This is a genomic window from Aquimarina algiphila (assembly GCF_947494415.1).
Classification (GTDB): domain Bacteria; phylum Bacteroidota; class Bacteroidia; order Flavobacteriales; family Flavobacteriaceae; genus Aquimarina; species Aquimarina algiphila.
In genome coordinates this window covers 360,746-379,154 of sequence record NZ_CANLVC010000010.1, presented here as the reverse complement: position 1 = coordinate 379,154, position 18,409 = coordinate 360,746, and the positions used below count along the sequence as shown (strand labels likewise).

Genomic DNA, 18,409 nt, shown 5'->3' with positions numbered 1-18,409 from the left:
TACCTGTTTTTAAGGCCCAAGACACTACTACATTTGAAACATAATCCCAAAATAATCTATTATGAAAACTGGAATCATCATACCTTGCTATAACGAAGAAAAGAGATTAAACGTGGCTGCCTTTGTTAATTTTGTTCAAAAAGAAAACAATTTTCATTTATGTTTTGTGAATGATGGAAGTAAGGATAACACATTAGAAGTGTTAAAAGATATTCAATCTTATAATTCCCATAAAGTGAGTATTATTGATATGAAAAAAAATTCAGGTAAAGCTGCTGCAGTAAGAGCAGGTGCCAGATATTTACATAGTAGAGGAGATATGGAATTTATTGGTTTTATAGATGCAGATTTATCAACAGATTTTGAAGATTTTGACGGGCTTTTAAAAACGTTGAAAACAAATAGAAGATTAAATTTTGTTTTTGGTTCCAGAGCAAAGGAAGCTTCAGGAAACATCGAAAAAAACGGAGTTAGAGCTATAATATCAAAATTCATCAATATTCTTATTGTATTGATACTGGGATTATCCATTCAGGATACACAATGTGGTGCTAAAGTATTTAAAGCCGAATTGGTTCCTGTGATTTTCAATAAAAGCTTCTTCAGCAGATGGTTATTCGATGTAGAAATGTTTATCAAAATGAAGAAACATTTCGGAAAAACAGAAATCATGAATAAAATATATGAGCAACCCCTTAAAAGATGGGTTCATATGGAAGATTCTAAATTGGGATTAAAAGATTCATTAGAAATTCCTTACAGACTAATATCCATATGGTTTAATTATAATGTATTAGAATCTTTACAATCTTCTTTTACTGAAGACACCCTAGAACCTGCGATAGAAATATATGGAATGCCTACCAGGGTATTAGCTGCATAATACTACTCAAAAGCATTTAAAATATTATCCATAAAAGATAATCTAAGTAAAACCCTCTTGTTATTTCAAGAGGGTTTTACTTACATAGAAGCCTGATTTACATATACCATACCTAAATATGCGAACCTTATAAAATTAAACTCAGCCTAAATTTTGGAACATAACTACATTTTTTTTCATAATACAGTTAGGGTAATTTCTTTTTGAACTGTTCATATGTAAATGAACAATTATTTGACTAAATGAACTGAAAAACACGGAAATAAAAAAACTTAACAATTTTTAACTAAAATTTGTCACGTTTTACATTTTCGCACCTTATATGGATACATAATTCAATAATGAAACCGTTTTTTTCTTAGTAAATTAGTCTTATATCTTATGTACCCCTTTGGAGACTAAACCAAATAAGAATGAAACATAAAAATTTTGGACTAAGTGAGACATCATTTGAAAAACTGATAACAGATCTAAAAAGAAATGATTCACATTTTTTTGAACAAGTCTTTCTAAAACAATTTGAAGAAACCATGAAGTATCTATGTAGAGAACACAAATCAAGCCGTGAAGATGCATATGACGCAACAATGGATGCCTTAATCGAATTTAGAGCACGATTTGTAGATGGAAAATTAAAATACGGAAACCTTCGCTTCCTTTTCACAAAAATGGCTTCGCAAATGTTATTTAGAAATCTTAAGAAAAATACATCCAATATTGAAGGCGTAATTACTTTGGCTCAAGAAACCGAAACAGAATCAATCGATTCAGAAGAGTTAAGCTTACTAAATAATGCTTGGCAAATATTAGGAGATTCTTGTAAAAAGCTACTGACCTGGCATTTTTATGGAAAAATGAAACTGTCAGAAATAGCCACAGAAACCCAAAAGAGTCCAGCAACAATAAGAAAACAAAAAGAGCGATGTATCAAACAACTCAAAGAACAATTTAGTTTAAAAAAAATTGTATAGTCATGAAGGATAAATTAAATAAACTTTTAGACCCTGATATCTCTAGAGAAGAAGAAGATCAAATCTTTGAAGACATACTAAAGCAGAAAAATGATAATGATTTAAGAGTCAAATGGAAAAAAATACTAGCTAATGATTATGATATACAAAGAAGTAAAAATGGAAAAAGAAAAACGACATCATCCTCTAAGTATATAAAAATCTTTTTGGCAGCAGCAGCCTGTATCAGTTTAATTGTAACCTTGCAGTTGTTAAGTACACCTTCTATAGATTCTAATGCAATGGCCCAGCAATATCTGGATGAACAAGAAATATTGCACCCTGGTGCCTCTAAAGGTTCTATAGAAGAAGATCAAAATAGAATACTGGCGATTCAGGCATTTAATAGTAAAAAATATCAGCAATCAGTTAAACATTTCCAAAATCTGAGGATTGCGAATGAAGAAGATCAATATTATTACGGATTAGCTTTACTATTAAATCAGCAATATACTGAAGCTATCCAAAAATTTGAGGAGAACAACCTTAACAACAATAGGTTTAAACAAGAGCTAAATTGGTATCAATCTTTGGCATACATACTCAACAAACAAAATGAAAAAGCAAAAATACAATTGAAGAAAATTCGCAATACCGATTGGAAATATAAAGATGCACAACAATTCTTAAAAAAACTCAATGAAGAATAACTAAACACGATTATACATTCTTTACATAATAGGATATTCGACACCAAATGTAAATTCTAATTTTTAATAAACAGTATCTAACTAAGTCTACAAAAATAGCGCTAAGACTAGTTAGAAACTGAAATTATCAGGCACAGAATAGTCACTCTCTATTTTGAATGCCATGCTATAGTACACTTTAAAAAGACCATTTCACACAATTAAAAACCATTAACTCACTTGAACATGAAAACTCTAAAAAAAATTTTAATCCTAATTCTTTTATTATTGTTTCAACTCCCAATTCTAGGTCAGCAAAAAAACACTACACAAAACCATGTGCCCAAATCAGTGGATATATCCAAAAATAATGACGATGACGATGACGATGACGATGATGATGAAGATGAAGATGAAGATGAAATTATTAAACACCCTACTTTATATTTTGTAACACTAGATCCTTCAATTAATCAAAGTGCAGTTAATGACTTATTAAGTGAATTAAATTCTGAAGAAATTTGGTATCGAAAAGAAATCAATCTAAGATTGTGGAATACTACCCAATTTCCATATGTTTCTGCACATGGCCAAACCGTTACGAATATAGATGGACAAGTACAATCTGCAGAAGGAAAAACTGATATCGATGGGGTTGAATTTAATATTGGTCATATTGTACCCAACCCTCCTGTAGATATACAAAACTTCTGTTTTAATACTATAGTCCCCCAATATTCGCTGGGTACAAATCCTATAAAAATTTCTATTTTCGATACGGGAATTAGTACGCAATCAGATGCAAATTTCCCAGGATATTCTTTTAATATAGATAAGTATACCGGATATGATTATATTGACAATGACTCAATACCCAATGATCAAAATGGTCATGGTAGTCATATTGCAGGCATTATACAACACCTTTTACATCATCAAGGAACTACAAATTCTCCTATCTCGTTCGATATTAGGAAAACTCATGATCATTTAGGAAGAGGATATGTTTCTAATCTCATTCCTGCTATTTTAGATGCTGTAAACGAAGGTAATAATATTCTAAATTTTAGTTTTAGTTACCAGAACTACAATGTAAACCCAACAGATAAGCCACTAAAGTTAGCTATCGACTATGCAGAGCAAAACGGTGCTATGATTATAGCAGCCGCGGGTAATACAAATGAAAATAATGATACAGATAATATTATTTCGTTTCCTGCCTCCTATCCTAACGATAATATTTTATCTGTAGCATCCACAGATTGTGATAATAAGCTAAGCCAATTTAGTAGCTATGGGCAACAAAGAGTAGATGTAGCCTTATTAGGTGAAAATATTCCTGGCCCTGGTTTAAATGCAGCTATAACCAACCAATCAGGGACTTCTTTTTCTTCTGCAAATGTTACAGCACTTGCGGCAATTTTAGCCACACATCAATCTCCATTTAACTACCAACAAATTAAATGTTCTTTAATTAACACTTCTACTACCTCATCAGATTTATTTGAAAAAGTAGTTGCCAATGGTGTTATTAACTTTCAAGCAGCATTCGAACAACTTAATAATGCTTGTCAACTCCCAATAAATAAATCTAGCGGATCTACAATTTCCAAACCAAAATCTATGTTTTTCCCAAATCCTTTTAAAGAAATACTTCAATTGCACCTTAAAGAAGATTCAAAACAACAAATCACCGTTTCAATGTATAATCAAAACGGAATATTAACATTAAAAAATCAATTTCATATCTCTCCAGGAGAAAATCAAATTGACTTACCACAAACTGATCAGCTACAACCGGGAATGTATTTTATTAAAGTAAATACAGAAAGCAATACAACGATGCATACTATAATAAAACAATAACCACAACGTTCTCATTACCTAAACCCGCTGTACGTTCTGGGTATTTTCAAATCTAAAATTCATTAATTCTTGCATCCAACAGCATGGATACAAGAATTAGTGACTTTTTTAATAGTAAAGCTATTGAATTCGCAAGGTATTAAGTGATTTTATTAATACTATTTTTCCCTAAAAATTACTCGAAACATATACTCCTTGCACTAAAAGAGATTGAATTATGATTTTAAAAATACCTTTCATTTGCATTTTCATTTTTTATACTTCAATGTCTATGGCAACTGTGCAAAATGATGATTTTTTTAATAAACACTATCAAGAAATTAATCAGAATATCAAACAGAAGCGTTATGAAGATAATCTACAATTGATTGAGAACCTAGTAAAACAAAAAGGTTACAAAATGTTGGATTGTTATTACAAAGGAAAGATATCGCACAAAATTGGTGTATCTTATTATCTTCTCAATAGAGAATCAGAAGCGATAGCTTATTTTAAGGAAGAAGTCTTAAATACTTGGGAAAATTGTGCTAAGGTTCCTCCTTCAGAAAGAGCTAATACTATATACAATATTGGGGTTTCTTACCAATATCTTAATGATATAGAAACAGCTAAATTATATCTAGATGAAGCTCTTTACATTTTTGAAAACGACACACTTTATTCTAGCTATAAATTAGCAAATAAATATCATGGTATTGGTAAATTTTATAAGAATAAAAATGACTTTTTTCGTGCTGAATTATATTTTAAAAATGCAATAAACCTGTATAAACAACAAGATAACACTAAAGCTAAGCAATTTGAGGTCTTTAATAATCTTATTGCTATGAGCAAGGAGTTCAAAGAATATGAAAAGGCTAAAAAGTATATTGATGAAGCTTTATCTATTCATGAAAACTTTCCCGAAACAATTCCAAAACTTAATTTAGCCTGGGTATATCTAAATGCCGGAACAACCCATCTAGAGCTCAAGGAATATAAAACCGCAAAACAAATGGCGCAAAAGGGCTTAAACTTATTAACTAAAGAAAATAAACCCTATTACTTTGCAATCGGCCTCGAATTAATGGCAATGATATATTTAGAAGAAGAAAAATTTAATCTTGCCGAAAAAAACCTCATGAGATCATTAGATATCAGAAATACTATGATTGAAAAAGGAGAAAGTAAATTGTCAATAGTTCATGCCTATGAAAATCTTACCGATATATTTATTAGAAAAGGAGATATAGAAAAAGGAAATCATAATCTAAATAAAGCCTTTGACATATTAGTTCCTAATGCGAGTTTTGACAAAGAACACTTACCTATTATTAAAACATCTAAACCACTAGATAATAAACATTTAATACGACTAATTGAATTAAAAATAAAAATATTTAAAGCTAAATATAAAAGATCAAAAGATATAAAATTTCTTAAACAAGCTTTGAGTACCCAACATAAGATTGATTCGGTAATTAATAGAAGCTTGGTTTCTTTTCAATTTGAACAATCCAAATTAGATTTTTTAAACCTGAAATTTGAACATTATGGCAAGGCTATTGAAGATGCTTTGGAACTACATCGAATTACCGGAGATCCTTTTTATCTTAAAGAAGCGTATTATTTTTCCTCCAAAACTAAAGCAATAGTTTTGCAATACGAACTTAATCAAGCAGACGCATTTCAATCCAATGTTTCTCCAGAAATAGTGAAGCATGAACAAGATTTACGTGCAGAAATGCATGCCCAACAAGTATTACTTTCTGAAGCTACTACCGATAAAGATTCTCTTCTACAAGTGTATACCAAAGCTCAATATGCATTAGATAGTTATCTTAAAGAAATTGAACAAAAAGAGCCTACCTATTTTAAGGAGAAATATGCTTTTATTCGACCTCCAAAACTGAAAGATATACAAAAGGATTTACCAAGTAATATGGCAGTAGTAGAATACTTTATTTCTGAGAATAACATCTATAGTTTTTGGTTAACCAAAAATGATTTTTTTTCAATTACTACTCCTTATGATCCAACTATTATAAAAGCGCTGGATAACTTTATTGTACAATGCCACGATCCAAAGTCAGAAGTATCAGAAAAGCTTTCTCAACTCATATTCGAGAGATGTCTCAAAAAAGGCATTAAAAAGATTGGAAAAGACATAAAACGTCTATGTATAATTCCTGACGGCCAGTTACACAAACTCTCTTTTGAAGCACTAATCGATAGCGATAACAAGACTAAAAAATATTTAATTGAAGATTACACGATCTCCTATTCCTATTCGGTAGCTTTACTATTTCGAAAACAAAATTCGTCATTTCTGGAGAGTTATATCGGTTTTAGTTCAAGATACAGTGGTCAACTCAATCAAAAATTAAAAGCCCGTAAACGTTTTTTTGGAAGTGAAAACCTGATGCAACTTGTTCTTTCTGATGAAGAAATAAAAAGAGGAGCAGCTATTTTTGATGGAGAAATGTATATTGATAATGAAGCTTCATTAGAAAATTTTTTAAAACATAGTTCTGATGCAGATATTATTCATCTTTCCCTGCATGGCTTAGTCGATTTGGATGATCCAGGTAGATCTTGTATACTCTTTGATGACAACCAGAAAGAATTTATTCTTTCTGCCCAAAATCTATATGGAAATCGGTTAAATGCAGATTTGGTACTTCTTAGTACTTGTCATTCTGCAAGCGGAAAAATATACAGTGGAGAAGGAGTTCAAGGAATGAGTAAATCATTTTTATTAGGAGGTGCTCACAACATTATGTCTAGTTTATGGAATGCTACAGAAGCAAGTTCTATAGCCATCACTACATCTTTTTTAGAAAACATACATGACGGTTTACCTAAAGACCTTGCATTACATCAATCCAAACTGGATTATCTTTCCAGAACAGAGCCAAATAAAAAACACCCTTATTATTGGGCTAATTTTATTTTATTGGGTGAAATTGACAAAACCAAAGAGTCCATAAGTCCAACTATTTGGATAGTAATAGTGGGGTTATTTGTACTTTTCTTTTTCATATGGCACTATTCAAAACGATTAAAATAAGTATCAAAATTATGTTTTCACAGTCCTCCTCTTCTCTTTTTTAGACGTTTCTAAAAAAAAATAAAAATAGTCTGTCACACTATTACCCTTTCTCTCTTATAAGGGTAACGTATCAACAAAGTATTAACTCATTAGATATTACTACTGTGACTAAACTAAAAATAATAACTATACTCTTCTTCTATTTTTTCGTTACCGCGACCATGGGACAAGAAGATCTTAAGGTATGGACTGGACATAGTGCTCAGGCAAAACTTACCAAAGAATGGAGGCTTAACGTTGGTCAATTATTATTATTTAGCCAAGAACCATTCGAATTGGCCTCTCTGCAAAATAGTGCCAATATTTCCTACAGATTGAATAAGAGAATTCGGTTTGGAGTAGGCTACCTTAGATCGTCTGACCCTTCTGACCCTGATCAGGAAGCCAGAAATAGAATTACAGGTCGTTTTAGGTTAGATCTAAAATTAGGCAAATTTCGTATTGCAAATAGCCTTAGAGGAGAATGGCATTTCCCCGAACGAAGTAAATTCGAATACCGCTTACGTTATGGATTTCGAGTTCATCATGGTAATTGGGGTTTACCTTTTAAAACCACTCCGTTTATTACAAATGAATTTCATTATTACTTATCCGGAAAACCTCTACAATATAGAGATGAATTAGGAGAAAAAGTAGTTAAACAATCTCCTAACGGCCTTCATGCTCATAGAATCACTTTAGGGGTTCGTTTTAGACCTTTTAAAAGAGCAAATGCTAGTCTAAGTTATATGAGGCAAACAGAATTCAATATCGGTAATAAATATCGGGAAATTAATGTAACAGATCCAAGAAACGGTAAAATCCGTAGAGCGTTTAACCATTTTTCTGTTGTGATGTTTCGATTTTCTTATCAACTAGATTTAAGAAAAAAATCATCATCAACATCTGTAGGAAGTCATTTCTCCAAAATCAATGCTTTACAAACAACACTAGCCTCTAAATAAATTTAAACACTAATTAGAAATTAATTTTTAACCAATATGTATTATGAAAACAATCAAAAAATCTAACATCTGTAAAAATATTGTCAATTATAAAATTGACCAAACCATTGTCAAAAACCATCAACCAATAGCTGGAGATGTGGCGATATTTGAAGTCATTAGTATTGGCTCTTTAAATGCAATTCAAGATTTTGAAGGAAGAAACTGTTATATTTTCGAAGGAGACAAAATAATGCTGGCATTTGGGAATCGTTATGCTAGCAATCAATTCGAAGGATATGTTCCCGAAGGATATCATCAAGAATATGATCTTTTGGGTAAAGGCGGTGTAGCCGGCATCGTAACCTCTATGTTTTACAAATTAGAACTTAAAGGTCCTACTAAACTAAAATTAGTTGGATATGTTACCCAACAGCATGGCAAAGTAATAAATACTATTTATCATCATAGAAAACCAGTAGAGTTCAATGCCAAAAAAATAAGAAACTTTAAAACTATCTTATCTATAGGTTCTAGTATGGATAGTGGTAAAACTACTACTGCAGCATACCTTTGTAGAGGATTAAAGTCCTCTGGATATCAGGTAGCATATATAAAACTTACCGGAACTGTTTTTAATAAAGACAGAATGTTAGCATATGATTGTGGTGCAGATATTGTTAGTGATTTTTCAGAATTTGGTTTTCCTTCTACGTATCTCTGTTCTACTACTACCATAATGGATTTATATGAAGGATTATTATCCGATGTCGCACAAGCAGATCCAGATTATGTGGTCATTGAAATAGCCGATGGATTGTATCAACAAGAAACCAAAGCACTATTAAACCATTCATTATTTACAGAAACCATTGATCATGTTATTTTATCCTGTTGTGATAGTCTAGCAATACATAGTGGTATACAGATGTTATCTCCAATTTTTAATGACCGTTTATTTGCTTTAGCAGGCCTGTTTACTGGCAGTCCTCTTCTAGTCGCTGAGGTCCAGAGTCAATTTTCAACTCCTGTTCTTTCACTTAGTAAATTAGTACAATCTGACATATTGATTGATCTGCTATCACAGGATGTGAATGTTGCTGTATAAAAGAATAATTCATCAAAAAAACTCTTCACCATGAAATATTCTCAAAAACAAGCTATGTGGGTAAGTATATTAATTATTGCTTTGATTTTATCACCTGTTGCAGAAAACTGGGCTAGTAAACCAAAAGACAATTTTCCTTTATCGTATTATCCAATGTTTTCTAAAAAAAGAAAAGCGACCTATGGTTTATATTATTTTGTAGGGTATGATACTACTCAAAAACGACATAAGATCTCTTACAAAATTGCAGGAACAGGAGGTTTTAATCAAGTTCGAAGGCAAATAAGAAAAGCGGCTCGATCAGATAGAGCCCAGACATTCACACAAAAAGTTGCAGAAAAAATCGCCAATAAAAAGGGGTATCCTTATTCCAATTTAGTGCGAATTGAATTAGTTAAAGGATATTATCATTTAGAGAATTATTTTCTAAAAAAAGATACACTCCCTGTTCATGAAAGAAAAATGGCTTTTTATAAAATTGAAAACCATGAATAAGTATTTAAAAATCATACGAGATCACTGGTTTATGACCGTGACTCCACAACGTCTTGCTCTATTACGTATTGCCACAGGCTTATTTAGCTTATGGTATTTACTTTCTCGTTTTGATATGCTTCAAAAGATGGGTAAAAATTTAGAAGCTTTTGATCCTATCGGAGTATTAAGTTGGATGAAACACCCTATATCTCCAGAATTATTCTGGTGGATAAGTATAGGAGTAATCCTTTTGAACATACTCTATATCATTGGCTGGAAATTTAAAAGTATCGGCCCTGCATTTGCTATTGTGGCCCTATTATACTTTACCTATCGTAACTCCTGGTCCATGATTTATCACAATAGAAATGCTCTCATTCTACATATTATAATATTAGGATTAGTAGCATCTGCTGATGCATGGTCATGGGATTCCTGGAAACGAACGAAAAAGGGTTTTAAAATCCCCAAAGCCCATTGGCAATATGGTTGGCCAATTCAGCTCATTTGTGCAGTGACTGTTGGTTCATATTTTCTTTCAGGTATTGCTAAGCTTGCTGGTGATCTTGCGCTAGAATGGGCTAATGGAAGTGCTATGCGTTCGCAAGTAGCTGTAGATGCAATACGCAAAGAAATGTTAGGCTCAGAAAGCGCCCCCCTTTTCGACTTTTTATTTGAGCACACCTGGTTATTTCTAGGAATGGGTATTTTGACCTTTGTCCTAGAGCTGGGAGCACCACTGGCTTTGGTGAAAAGGAGATGGGGTATGGCTTGGGCCGCCTTAACCTGGATGATGCATTGGGGTATCTTTTTTATCATGGGCATAAGTTTTCGCTATCAAATGAGTGGATTGATCTTCCTATCATTCTTTGATCTGGAAAAACTATGGAACCCTTCCAGAAAAGAAAAAGTCAGTGAATATGCTAAAAAAGAGACAAATAATGGAGTTTCAAAACCCGTTATTCTCTTTGACGGAGTATGTAATTTATGCAACGGATGGGTTAAATTCATTCTAAAAAGAGAAAAAAACCAGCAATATCTCTTTGCTTCATTACAATCAGAAACTGCCAATAAACTACTAGTTGATAACAATATACCCCAAAACCTATCATCCATCATTCTTATAGAAAATAACACTATTTATCATAAGAGTGATGCGGTGTTGCGTATCTGCAGAAACCTCAATTCACCATGGCATTTAGGAAGCTTTTTTGGGGTCATCCCCAAAATACTTAGAGATTTCATATACGATATTATTGCCGCCAACAGATATCGATGGTTTGGCAAACAGCAAAAATGTGAGCTACCACAAACAGATCAAAAGATGAGATTTCTGGAATTATGAATAAAAATTCAAGTGGCGGGTCAAAAAACAACTCTGAAAAGAGATTTAGAGTGTCCTTTTCAGGGTTTGGCCTTCCGCTTATTTATTTTCTTAAAAAAGAACCTATTTAAATTCATACTATGTTAAGCAATAAATGGAGTATTATCAAAAATTTTGGGCGTAAGAATATAACATTAGTAATCTTCGCTTTTCTTATGGGGCTTTGCTATAATATCCTTACAATTATGATCCCAATCAGTATTGGAAAATTTTATGAACTTAGTTTTGGTTTTTCTTCACATCGTTTGGCCGCTTTCAAGTTCATTCCTTTTATGGATGCTCCTGACTTTAGCTCTTTTCTTGTCTTTTTCTTTTCATTAGTCTTGTTACGATTAGTATTCGAATACTTTAATCGATATGGCATTGCTCTTGTCGGAGAACGTTTTACCAAACGATTAAGAGAGCAGCTTTTTATCAATCAATTACAGCTAACAATGGGAGTATATGATAATAAAGGGATCGGAAAATACCTATTGAGGTATAGCGGAGACCTTAAGAGCATTCAAAATTATATGAGAAATGGATTAATCAGGTTTTTACAAGATGTATTCTTATTACTCATTGTAGTCATTGCCATTGGTTATTTTGATGTGTATTTGGCGTTGATTATTGCTGGATGTATATTCATTTCCTCTATACTGCTTTGGCTCATTAACAAAGCGTTATATGAGGTTTCTCTTGACAGACGAAATAGTCGTTCTGGAATGCTAACTTTTGTTAACACCAGATTGAGAGGGATCTTAACCTTAAAAGCTTTTAATAAATATCAGCCCGAGGAAAAGCGATATCAAAAAAGATCAGATCATCTTTATACTATAGGAAAACGTTATGCCAAAATTGTATCATTGCTACAAGCTATCATCCCTGCCATTACCTATGCTATGTTAGGAATTATTATGTTATATGTATTTATATCTGCAAAAAACCCTGATAAAATTCTGAGTGGATCCTCATTATTAGTACTTATATTACTGATCATTTCTATACTTCCTGTATTGAGAAGAAGTTTAAGAGTAAGCATCGTCTGGAAATTAGGAGAGATCTCTTTTTCTAAGCTTATAGATATCTTTAGCTTACCAAAGGAAAATCAATTACCATTTGCACACTTAGTGCTTAATCAAGAAGAAATTGTCTTTAAAGATGTTTATTTTGGCTATCCTAATGCTTCAAAACCCGTATTTAAGAATTTTGGTTTATCGATCTCTGCAAAAAGCACTACACTCCTGCAAGGTAGATCAGGAACAGGAAAATCAACTTTCATTCGTCTAATACTAAAATTAATGTCACCATCTAAAGGAAGTATTTCTATTGGAAATCATTGTTGTAGTAAATTATCTGAAAAGACAATTAGAAAGAACATCGCTATTGTATCTAAGGATTTTCCTTTATATGGCAAAGACGTATATGAAGCTGTTGTTTACAACAGAAAGGATCGTAACAAAGAAAAAGCAGAACTCTTACTAGAACACCTCCAGCAACACGAAGACAAACAAAATCAACTACAACTAGAAAGTAAAATAGGAGACCTTGGAGCTAACCTAACCTCTGGGCAGCAAAAAATACTTATGTATTGTAGGGCTCTGCTCACAAAAAAACCTATTCTTATTCTTGAAGAGCCATTAAAAGAATTGAATATAAAAACTCAACAATTAATACTTCAATTATTAAAAAGCATCCAAGATCAAACCACACTTATTTTATTAGATGACCATGAAGTAAAAGGGTTTACTATTGATAAAGTACATTATTTATGATCTGTTTTTGAACGTAGTATTTATTTAAACCAAAAGCCCCATAATAATGCGAGGCTTTTGGTTTTTTGAAGTTAGTATCTAAACAGTAATAATTACTTAAAATCATTTTTCATTTCTAAGATACTATCTCCAATATCCATTAGCAGCAGAAATAGTTTGAAAGTTCAATGCTATAACATGAGAAGCTGCCGTAAGTCCAGAAGCACTATTTGCATAATCTGTACGCAATCGTTTTAATACTTCTATATCTGGTTGAGTTGATTTTACTCCCATTCTAGAAAGTTGTATAGCCAACTCGTATCCTTCTTGCGGGCTTTCTGTAATCAGACTTTTTAACCATATTTCTTTTTGTTCCATATCTAGATTATTTGGTTTCATAACTATTTATGTTTTAAGTTTTATACAAAAATAGATCAGTACTCCTATTAGAAATAAGGAGTATATAACCAAAACATGGACAATTAAACCAACCTATTGTTTTTCAATTGTTTCCTAAACTCTTTTGGGGAAACTCCGCAATGCTTCTTAAAAACTCTACTAAAATAAAGAGGGTCATTAAAACCGGTTTCATAAGCAATATCTTTAACAGGACTATTGGTTAAGAATAGCTTATTTTTTGCGATTGCAATTCTTTTTAGATTTAGAATAGTAATAAAACTATTTTGAAAATATTTTTTACATAATCGATTAAAAGTAGTTAATGAAATCTCTAGCTCTTTTACATAAAATTCTGGAGAAGACTCCGTAACAAAATTATTTTCTATTAGCTTTTCGATTTGGTGATGTACATTATCTTTGGAGGGAAGTTCTTTCTCTTGTTTTCCTTTTTCAATTCTAACAGCATTAATCAAAAATATTTTTAACTGACTTGACACCATGTCTAACTGCCCTATTTCTTTCTTTAGTAGTTCATTTTTTATAAAGACATGAAAATCAGATAACTTATTAAATTCTTCTTTAGCGCATCGCAACAAAAAATCATTAAAAAAATTATTGAATAACAATCCTTGACAACCAATATCTTTAGCATGAATATCTATACAAAAGAAATCAGGATGAAATTGAACAAAAGTTCCTTCAAAAACTCCTTCTAAGGATAGTTTCTGATATGGATAATAAAATAAGATATAGTGATCCTTAATTTCAATTTGTTGCTGATCAATAACTAATACTCCTTTTGCTTTGGTAAAGAAGAAGACTCCATAAAAATTAGGTCTTTCAAATACAGAAAAAAAAGAGTTTTTAGAAAGAGAAGTTATTGTTAATACTTTTTCCTTTTTCTTATTGAATAAAACATACTCCATTATCTATTAAAAATATAACTTTTGTAGTTTATATATATGAAACTAACCATCAATGCCAGCAATTCATTTGAAGTGATCTTTTCAAATTGAAATCGGTATAAAAATATATCTCTTAGATCATATAGTAAACCACTCTTTTATTTCTTTCAAGATATTATCATCCCCAACTCCTTCTACTTCAAATTCATTGGTTTTAGGGTTGTATGTATACGATGCACTCCAATCGTCTATATTATCTACAATTTTATGTATCGCGTTACATGTATAAATTAGTTGTTCATCTGTCAATGTCGGATGTAATGACAATCGCACCCATCCTGGTTTATTTGTCAGGTTATTATTTAATAGATCCTGGATCATCTCTTTTGAAGAATCAGTTTCAATATTAAATAAATGATGTCCATATGTGCTGGCACAAGACCATCCTCCTCGCACCTGTATCCCAAAACGATCATTTAACAAACGAACCATCAAGTTATAGTGGATGTTTTCTACTCCGAAAGAGACACAACCAATTCGTTTTTTATCGGTATTTCCCAAAACATATAGACCTGGAATCTCTTTTAACTTCTCAAAGCATAGTGCTAATAGCTCCTCTTCCCTTTGAGCAATTTCTTTCACTCCCATTTTTTCTTTCAACCGAATTGCCAATGCAGTTCTCATAACTTGTAGAAACCCTGGTGTACCTCCATCTTCTTTGGTTTCTATGTCATCATAATATCCATATTCTCCCCAGGGATTTGTCCATTTTACATTTCCTCCACCAGGAACATCAGGGCAATTAGTATTATACAATGCTTTATTAAACACTAAAACACCACAAGTACCTGGTCCTCCCAAAAACTTATGAGGAGAAAATAAAATTGCATCTAACTGTTCTTCTGGATCCTTGGGATGCATATCGATCTGTACATAAGGAGCTGAAGCCGCAAAATCTATAATACACAAGCCATTATGTTGATGCATGACTTTGGCTAACGTATGATATGGTGTTATAATTCCTGTTACATTTGATGAAGCCGTAAATGCTCCAATTTTTATAGGTCTTTCTTTATATTTCTCAACTTCTATTTCAAGACGATTAGGGCAAACCAAATTATTTTCATCACAAGGTACAATGACCACATCTGCTATAGTTTCCATCCAGGGAACATGATTAGAATGATGCTCCATATGTGTAATAAAAACAACCGGACGTGCATTTTCTGGAATATTGATTTTTTCTTTTACTACATCTGGCCATCGCAAGCTCATGATACGTTGTAATCTTGACAATACTCCTGTCATCCCCGTACCTGCTGTTACAAGAATATCATTTTCATTTGCATTTACATGCTCCTTTATGATTTGACGTGCATGCTTATAGGCATATGTAGAGGCTTTACCTGTTTCACTCGAAAAAGAATGTGTATTAGCTACCATTGGACCAATCGTATCACGCATTATATCTTCTATCGGGCCATATAATCTTCCACTAGCAATCCAATCTGTATATAATAGTTTTTGATTCCCGTTTATAGAATCAAAGGAATGGTTATTCCCTATAATATATTTTTCAAACTGTTGAAAGTGAACCGCCAATGTAGAAGGTTCTTGTTTTTTACAATCACTATCTAATTTCATAAAAAGAAGAGTTTTAAATTTTTCTTTTATTCCAAAAACGTAAGGTTATTTATCAAAACAACATCCTGTTTTTATATTTTCACTAATAATTAATGCAAATAAAACAGTATTTAATAAAAAATAGAGGGTTTCTTAGTTTATTTTAACGATTCTTTATTTTGAGAGTTAAATCTCTTCAGGGAAAATGTATAGCTATCTTCTGCTTTTGTTTCTTCTTACATCAACCACATTAAAAATCTTGGCAATATCTTTTATATGTACTTTACTATCTTCATAATATTCATTTAGGGAATGGAGTGTAAGTACCCCTTCTTCTACATTATGATCTGTAATTCTCTTTAAAAGTATCCCTTCTGTCTTATGAACAATTACAAAATCCCATTTATTAATATGTAATTTACTCATCCAAAAGTCTTGCCGTACATCTCTACAGAGAATAAGATCACCCTCAAGGTAACTTTCATAGCTTGCATTATCCATCGAATCTCCTTTCACCTCAAAAAACACATAATTACCTTTATATTCTCTATCTGCCAAATATGGTATTTTTGGTAATTCTTCTACATAACTTTCATCTTCAAATCCTCCCAAATATCCAGCATACGCATATTGATTCACCAAAGGAATCATCATAACATTAACGTTCTCTGGTACTTTTTGAGAGATCTCTTTATTTGACCCAATCTTTTCAAGAAATTGAGTTGCCTTAGTATCGAGTTCAATATTTTGAACATACGAAAGTAGTTCTAAAGAAGAAACCTGTAAAACTTCTGAAATTTTTAAGAATGCTTCTAAGGTAATAGGAGTTTTCCCTTTCAAATAATTAAATAGCGTTCCTTTCTTTATTCCTGTCTCTTCAATTAAATCTTTTATTTGCTTACCCTTTTTATCGGCTAACTCCTTGATTTTATGTAATTCCATAATAAAAATAAAAATTCAAAATCTAAACTTTGATAAAATACAAATGTGTTAAAGTTTAAAATATTAATTATTTAATTTTTAAAAGTTTAATATTTTGAACTATATTTGTGTTCCTAACGCTAAAATATACAAAAAAATGAACACTGACAACATTCTCATCCTTTCCATGCAATATCTATATTATATAACCACTTCGGCATTTTATACCTATAGGTTGTATAAAATCTTAAACTCTCAGTCTAAAAAACAATAATAACTCACAATGTACCCATAGACATCGTCATATCATATAAATACAATCAAAAGTCATTACTAACAACAAAGGGATAAACTATATGAATATTATTATTAAACATGTCGAAATTATAGAACGAATTGATCAATTTATTAGACTACAAGCTACAGGTTCCCCAGAAGAATTAGCTTCTCGTCTACGAATTTCCAGAACAAAATTGTACCGTATCATTGATATCATGAAAAAATTAAATGCTCCTATTGAATATGATATAAGTACACAAAGTTATGTGTATGTTGAAGATGTAGGATTTAGGTTTGGGTTTTATTCAAAAGAAAAAAACATCAACAGATTAAGTTCTAGCATCTCATGAGGCTAATTATTGTTTGTATTTATTTGAAAAAACAATTAGAATTTTGGATGAATTAAAAAAGTTTAAACCATTTCTATATTCTATACTACATTTTCACCATTTCATACCTATAATCTCTGGTCTTATTCCTTTTTTTTCTAAACCATTAGGTTATTCTGTTTTCTTTGTAGTGTTACTGCTAGTCAGGTAACGGTAATTAACAAGAGTCTATTTAATTATTAAATGTAGTACTTAACGAAATAAATATTAACCCTAAAATAAATTATTATGTGTGCTAAAACCCCACCACCAGGAACATGGAAAGAAAGTATTTCAACAAATAATAGTCCAGCTATTACACTTAATTTTGGTTCTCCATCATTTGAACTTTTACCTCCACTGGTTAAAGTGTCAAATTGGGGTAGTAGCCCTTTAAAAGTAGATATAATAGTTTTTATAGATTCTATTATTTCAAGTTCATCTCAGTTTAAACAATTTATTATTTATTATGAACGTACTACTTGCGAAGCAGGAACTCCTCAGTTAACTATTTACATATCTTATGACTTTAAAGGTATTCCAGGTACTCCAGGTACTCCATCTGTTCCTGCTAACCCAACTAGCAATTCGTATGTTCTTCATTCAATAGAATTAAGCTTTGATAAAAAAAAATATTCATTTATAGAATCTATTCAAAATGTAAAAACTTTTCTTTGGAATCAAGACCCAGAAACCTCAAGAGGCACAGTTACTACTGTCCCTCCTCCTACAGAATAAAAAGAAAATTGAATACAACATATCAAAAAGCGTTGGGGGGCGGTTTTTGAACCTGAAGCAGAGGGTAATATA

16 protein-coding genes are annotated in these 18,409 nt (G+C 31.7%); 12 read left to right on the top strand and 4 right to left on the bottom strand.

Features of this window, described 5'->3' with window-relative positions:
- The first annotated feature begins 61 nt into the window (after positions 1-61).
- From PQF96_RS25240 to PQF96_RS25195, 10 genes are all read left to right on the top strand, one after another.
- Complete coding sequence (locus PQF96_RS25240) at positions 62-883, top strand: dolichyl-phosphate beta-glucosyltransferase (RefSeq protein WP_271769518.1); 822 nt, start codon at positions 62-64, stop codon at positions 881-883.
- A gap of 413 nt (positions 884-1,296) precedes the next feature.
- Positions 1,297-1,854 (top strand): RNA polymerase sigma factor, encoded by a 558-nt coding sequence (locus tag PQF96_RS25235; RefSeq protein WP_143915781.1) that lies wholly within the window; start codon positions 1,297-1,299, stop codon positions 1,852-1,854.
- A 2-nt stretch (positions 1,855-1,856) separates the two neighbouring features.
- On the top strand, positions 1,857-2,543 hold the full coding sequence (locus PQF96_RS25230; protein WP_271769516.1) for a tetratricopeptide repeat protein: 687 nt from the start codon (positions 1,857-1,859) through the stop codon (positions 2,541-2,543).
- 225 nt (positions 2,544-2,768) lie between these two features.
- Entirely contained in the window at positions 2,769-4,388 is a 1,620-nt protein-coding gene (locus PQF96_RS25225) for a S8/S53 family peptidase (RefSeq protein WP_271769514.1), read from the top strand.
- Between the two features lie 271 nt (positions 4,389-4,659).
- Positions 4,660-7,437 carry a CHAT domain-containing protein gene (locus PQF96_RS25220; RefSeq protein ID WP_271769512.1) on the top strand — a complete coding sequence of 926 codons (2,778 nt, stop codon included), beginning with the start codon at positions 4,660-4,662 and terminating at the stop codon, positions 7,435-7,437.
- Between the two features lie 146 nt (positions 7,438-7,583).
- On the top strand, positions 7,584-8,423 hold the full coding sequence (locus tag PQF96_RS25215; RefSeq protein WP_271769509.1) for a DUF2490 domain-containing protein: 840 nt from the start codon (positions 7,584-7,586) through the stop codon (positions 8,421-8,423).
- A 43-nt stretch (positions 8,424-8,466) separates the two neighbouring features.
- Complete coding sequence (locus PQF96_RS25210) at positions 8,467-9,510, top strand: P-loop NTPase family protein (protein WP_271769507.1); 1,044 nt, start codon at positions 8,467-8,469, stop codon at positions 9,508-9,510.
- Between the two features lie 30 nt (positions 9,511-9,540).
- Positions 9,541-10,005: a hypothetical protein gene (locus PQF96_RS25205; RefSeq protein WP_271769505.1), complete on the top strand. Its 465-nt coding sequence runs from the start codon at positions 9,541-9,543 to the stop codon at positions 10,003-10,005.
- Positions 9,998-11,332, top strand: a complete 1,335-nt coding sequence (locus PQF96_RS25200) for a DCC1-like thiol-disulfide oxidoreductase family protein (RefSeq protein WP_271769502.1) — start codon at positions 9,998-10,000, stop codon at positions 11,330-11,332. Before PQF96_RS25205 ends, PQF96_RS25200 begins: the two co-directional genes overlap by 8 nt.
- 119 nt (positions 11,333-11,451) lie before the next feature.
- Complete coding sequence (locus tag PQF96_RS25195; RefSeq protein WP_271769499.1) at positions 11,452-13,125, top strand: ABC transporter transmembrane domain-containing protein; 1,674 nt, start codon at positions 11,452-11,454, stop codon at positions 13,123-13,125.
- 123 nt (positions 13,126-13,248) lie between these two features.
- On the opposite strand, the gene PQF96_RS25190 is transcribed toward PQF96_RS25195, so the two are convergent.
- The 4 genes from PQF96_RS25190 to PQF96_RS25175 all read right to left on the bottom strand — a co-directional run bounded on the left by PQF96_RS25190 (position 13,249) and on the right by PQF96_RS25175 (position 16,973).
- A complete protein-coding gene (locus PQF96_RS25190; protein ID WP_235010880.1) occupies positions 13,249-13,503 on the bottom strand; it encodes a hexameric tyrosine-coordinated heme protein in 255 nt (84 codons plus the stop codon).
- Between the two features lie 83 nt (positions 13,504-13,586).
- Entirely contained in the window at positions 13,587-14,429 is an 843-nt protein-coding gene (locus PQF96_RS25185; RefSeq protein ID WP_271769496.1) for a helix-turn-helix domain-containing protein, read from the bottom strand.
- 117 nt (positions 14,430-14,546) lie between these two features.
- Entirely contained in the window at positions 14,547-16,052 is a 1,506-nt protein-coding gene (locus PQF96_RS25180; protein WP_271769494.1) for an aminotransferase class V-fold PLP-dependent enzyme, read from the bottom strand.
- Between the two features lie 192 nt (positions 16,053-16,244).
- Entirely contained in the window at positions 16,245-16,973 is a 729-nt protein-coding gene (locus PQF96_RS25175; RefSeq protein WP_271769492.1) for a LexA family transcriptional regulator, read from the bottom strand.
- Between the two features lie 335 nt (positions 16,974-17,308).
- On the opposite strand from PQF96_RS25175, the gene PQF96_RS25170 reads away from it, so the two are divergent.
- Together PQF96_RS25170 and PQF96_RS25165 are read left to right on the top strand one after the other, a co-directional pair.
- Positions 17,309-17,581 (top strand): hypothetical protein, encoded by a 273-nt coding sequence (locus PQF96_RS25170; protein WP_271769490.1) that lies wholly within the window; start codon positions 17,309-17,311, stop codon positions 17,579-17,581.
- A gap of 267 nt (positions 17,582-17,848) precedes the next feature.
- Complete coding sequence (locus tag PQF96_RS25165) at positions 17,849-18,337, top strand: hypothetical protein (RefSeq protein WP_271769488.1); 489 nt, start codon at positions 17,849-17,851, stop codon at positions 18,335-18,337.
- Positions 18,338-18,409: the final 72 nt, after the last annotated feature.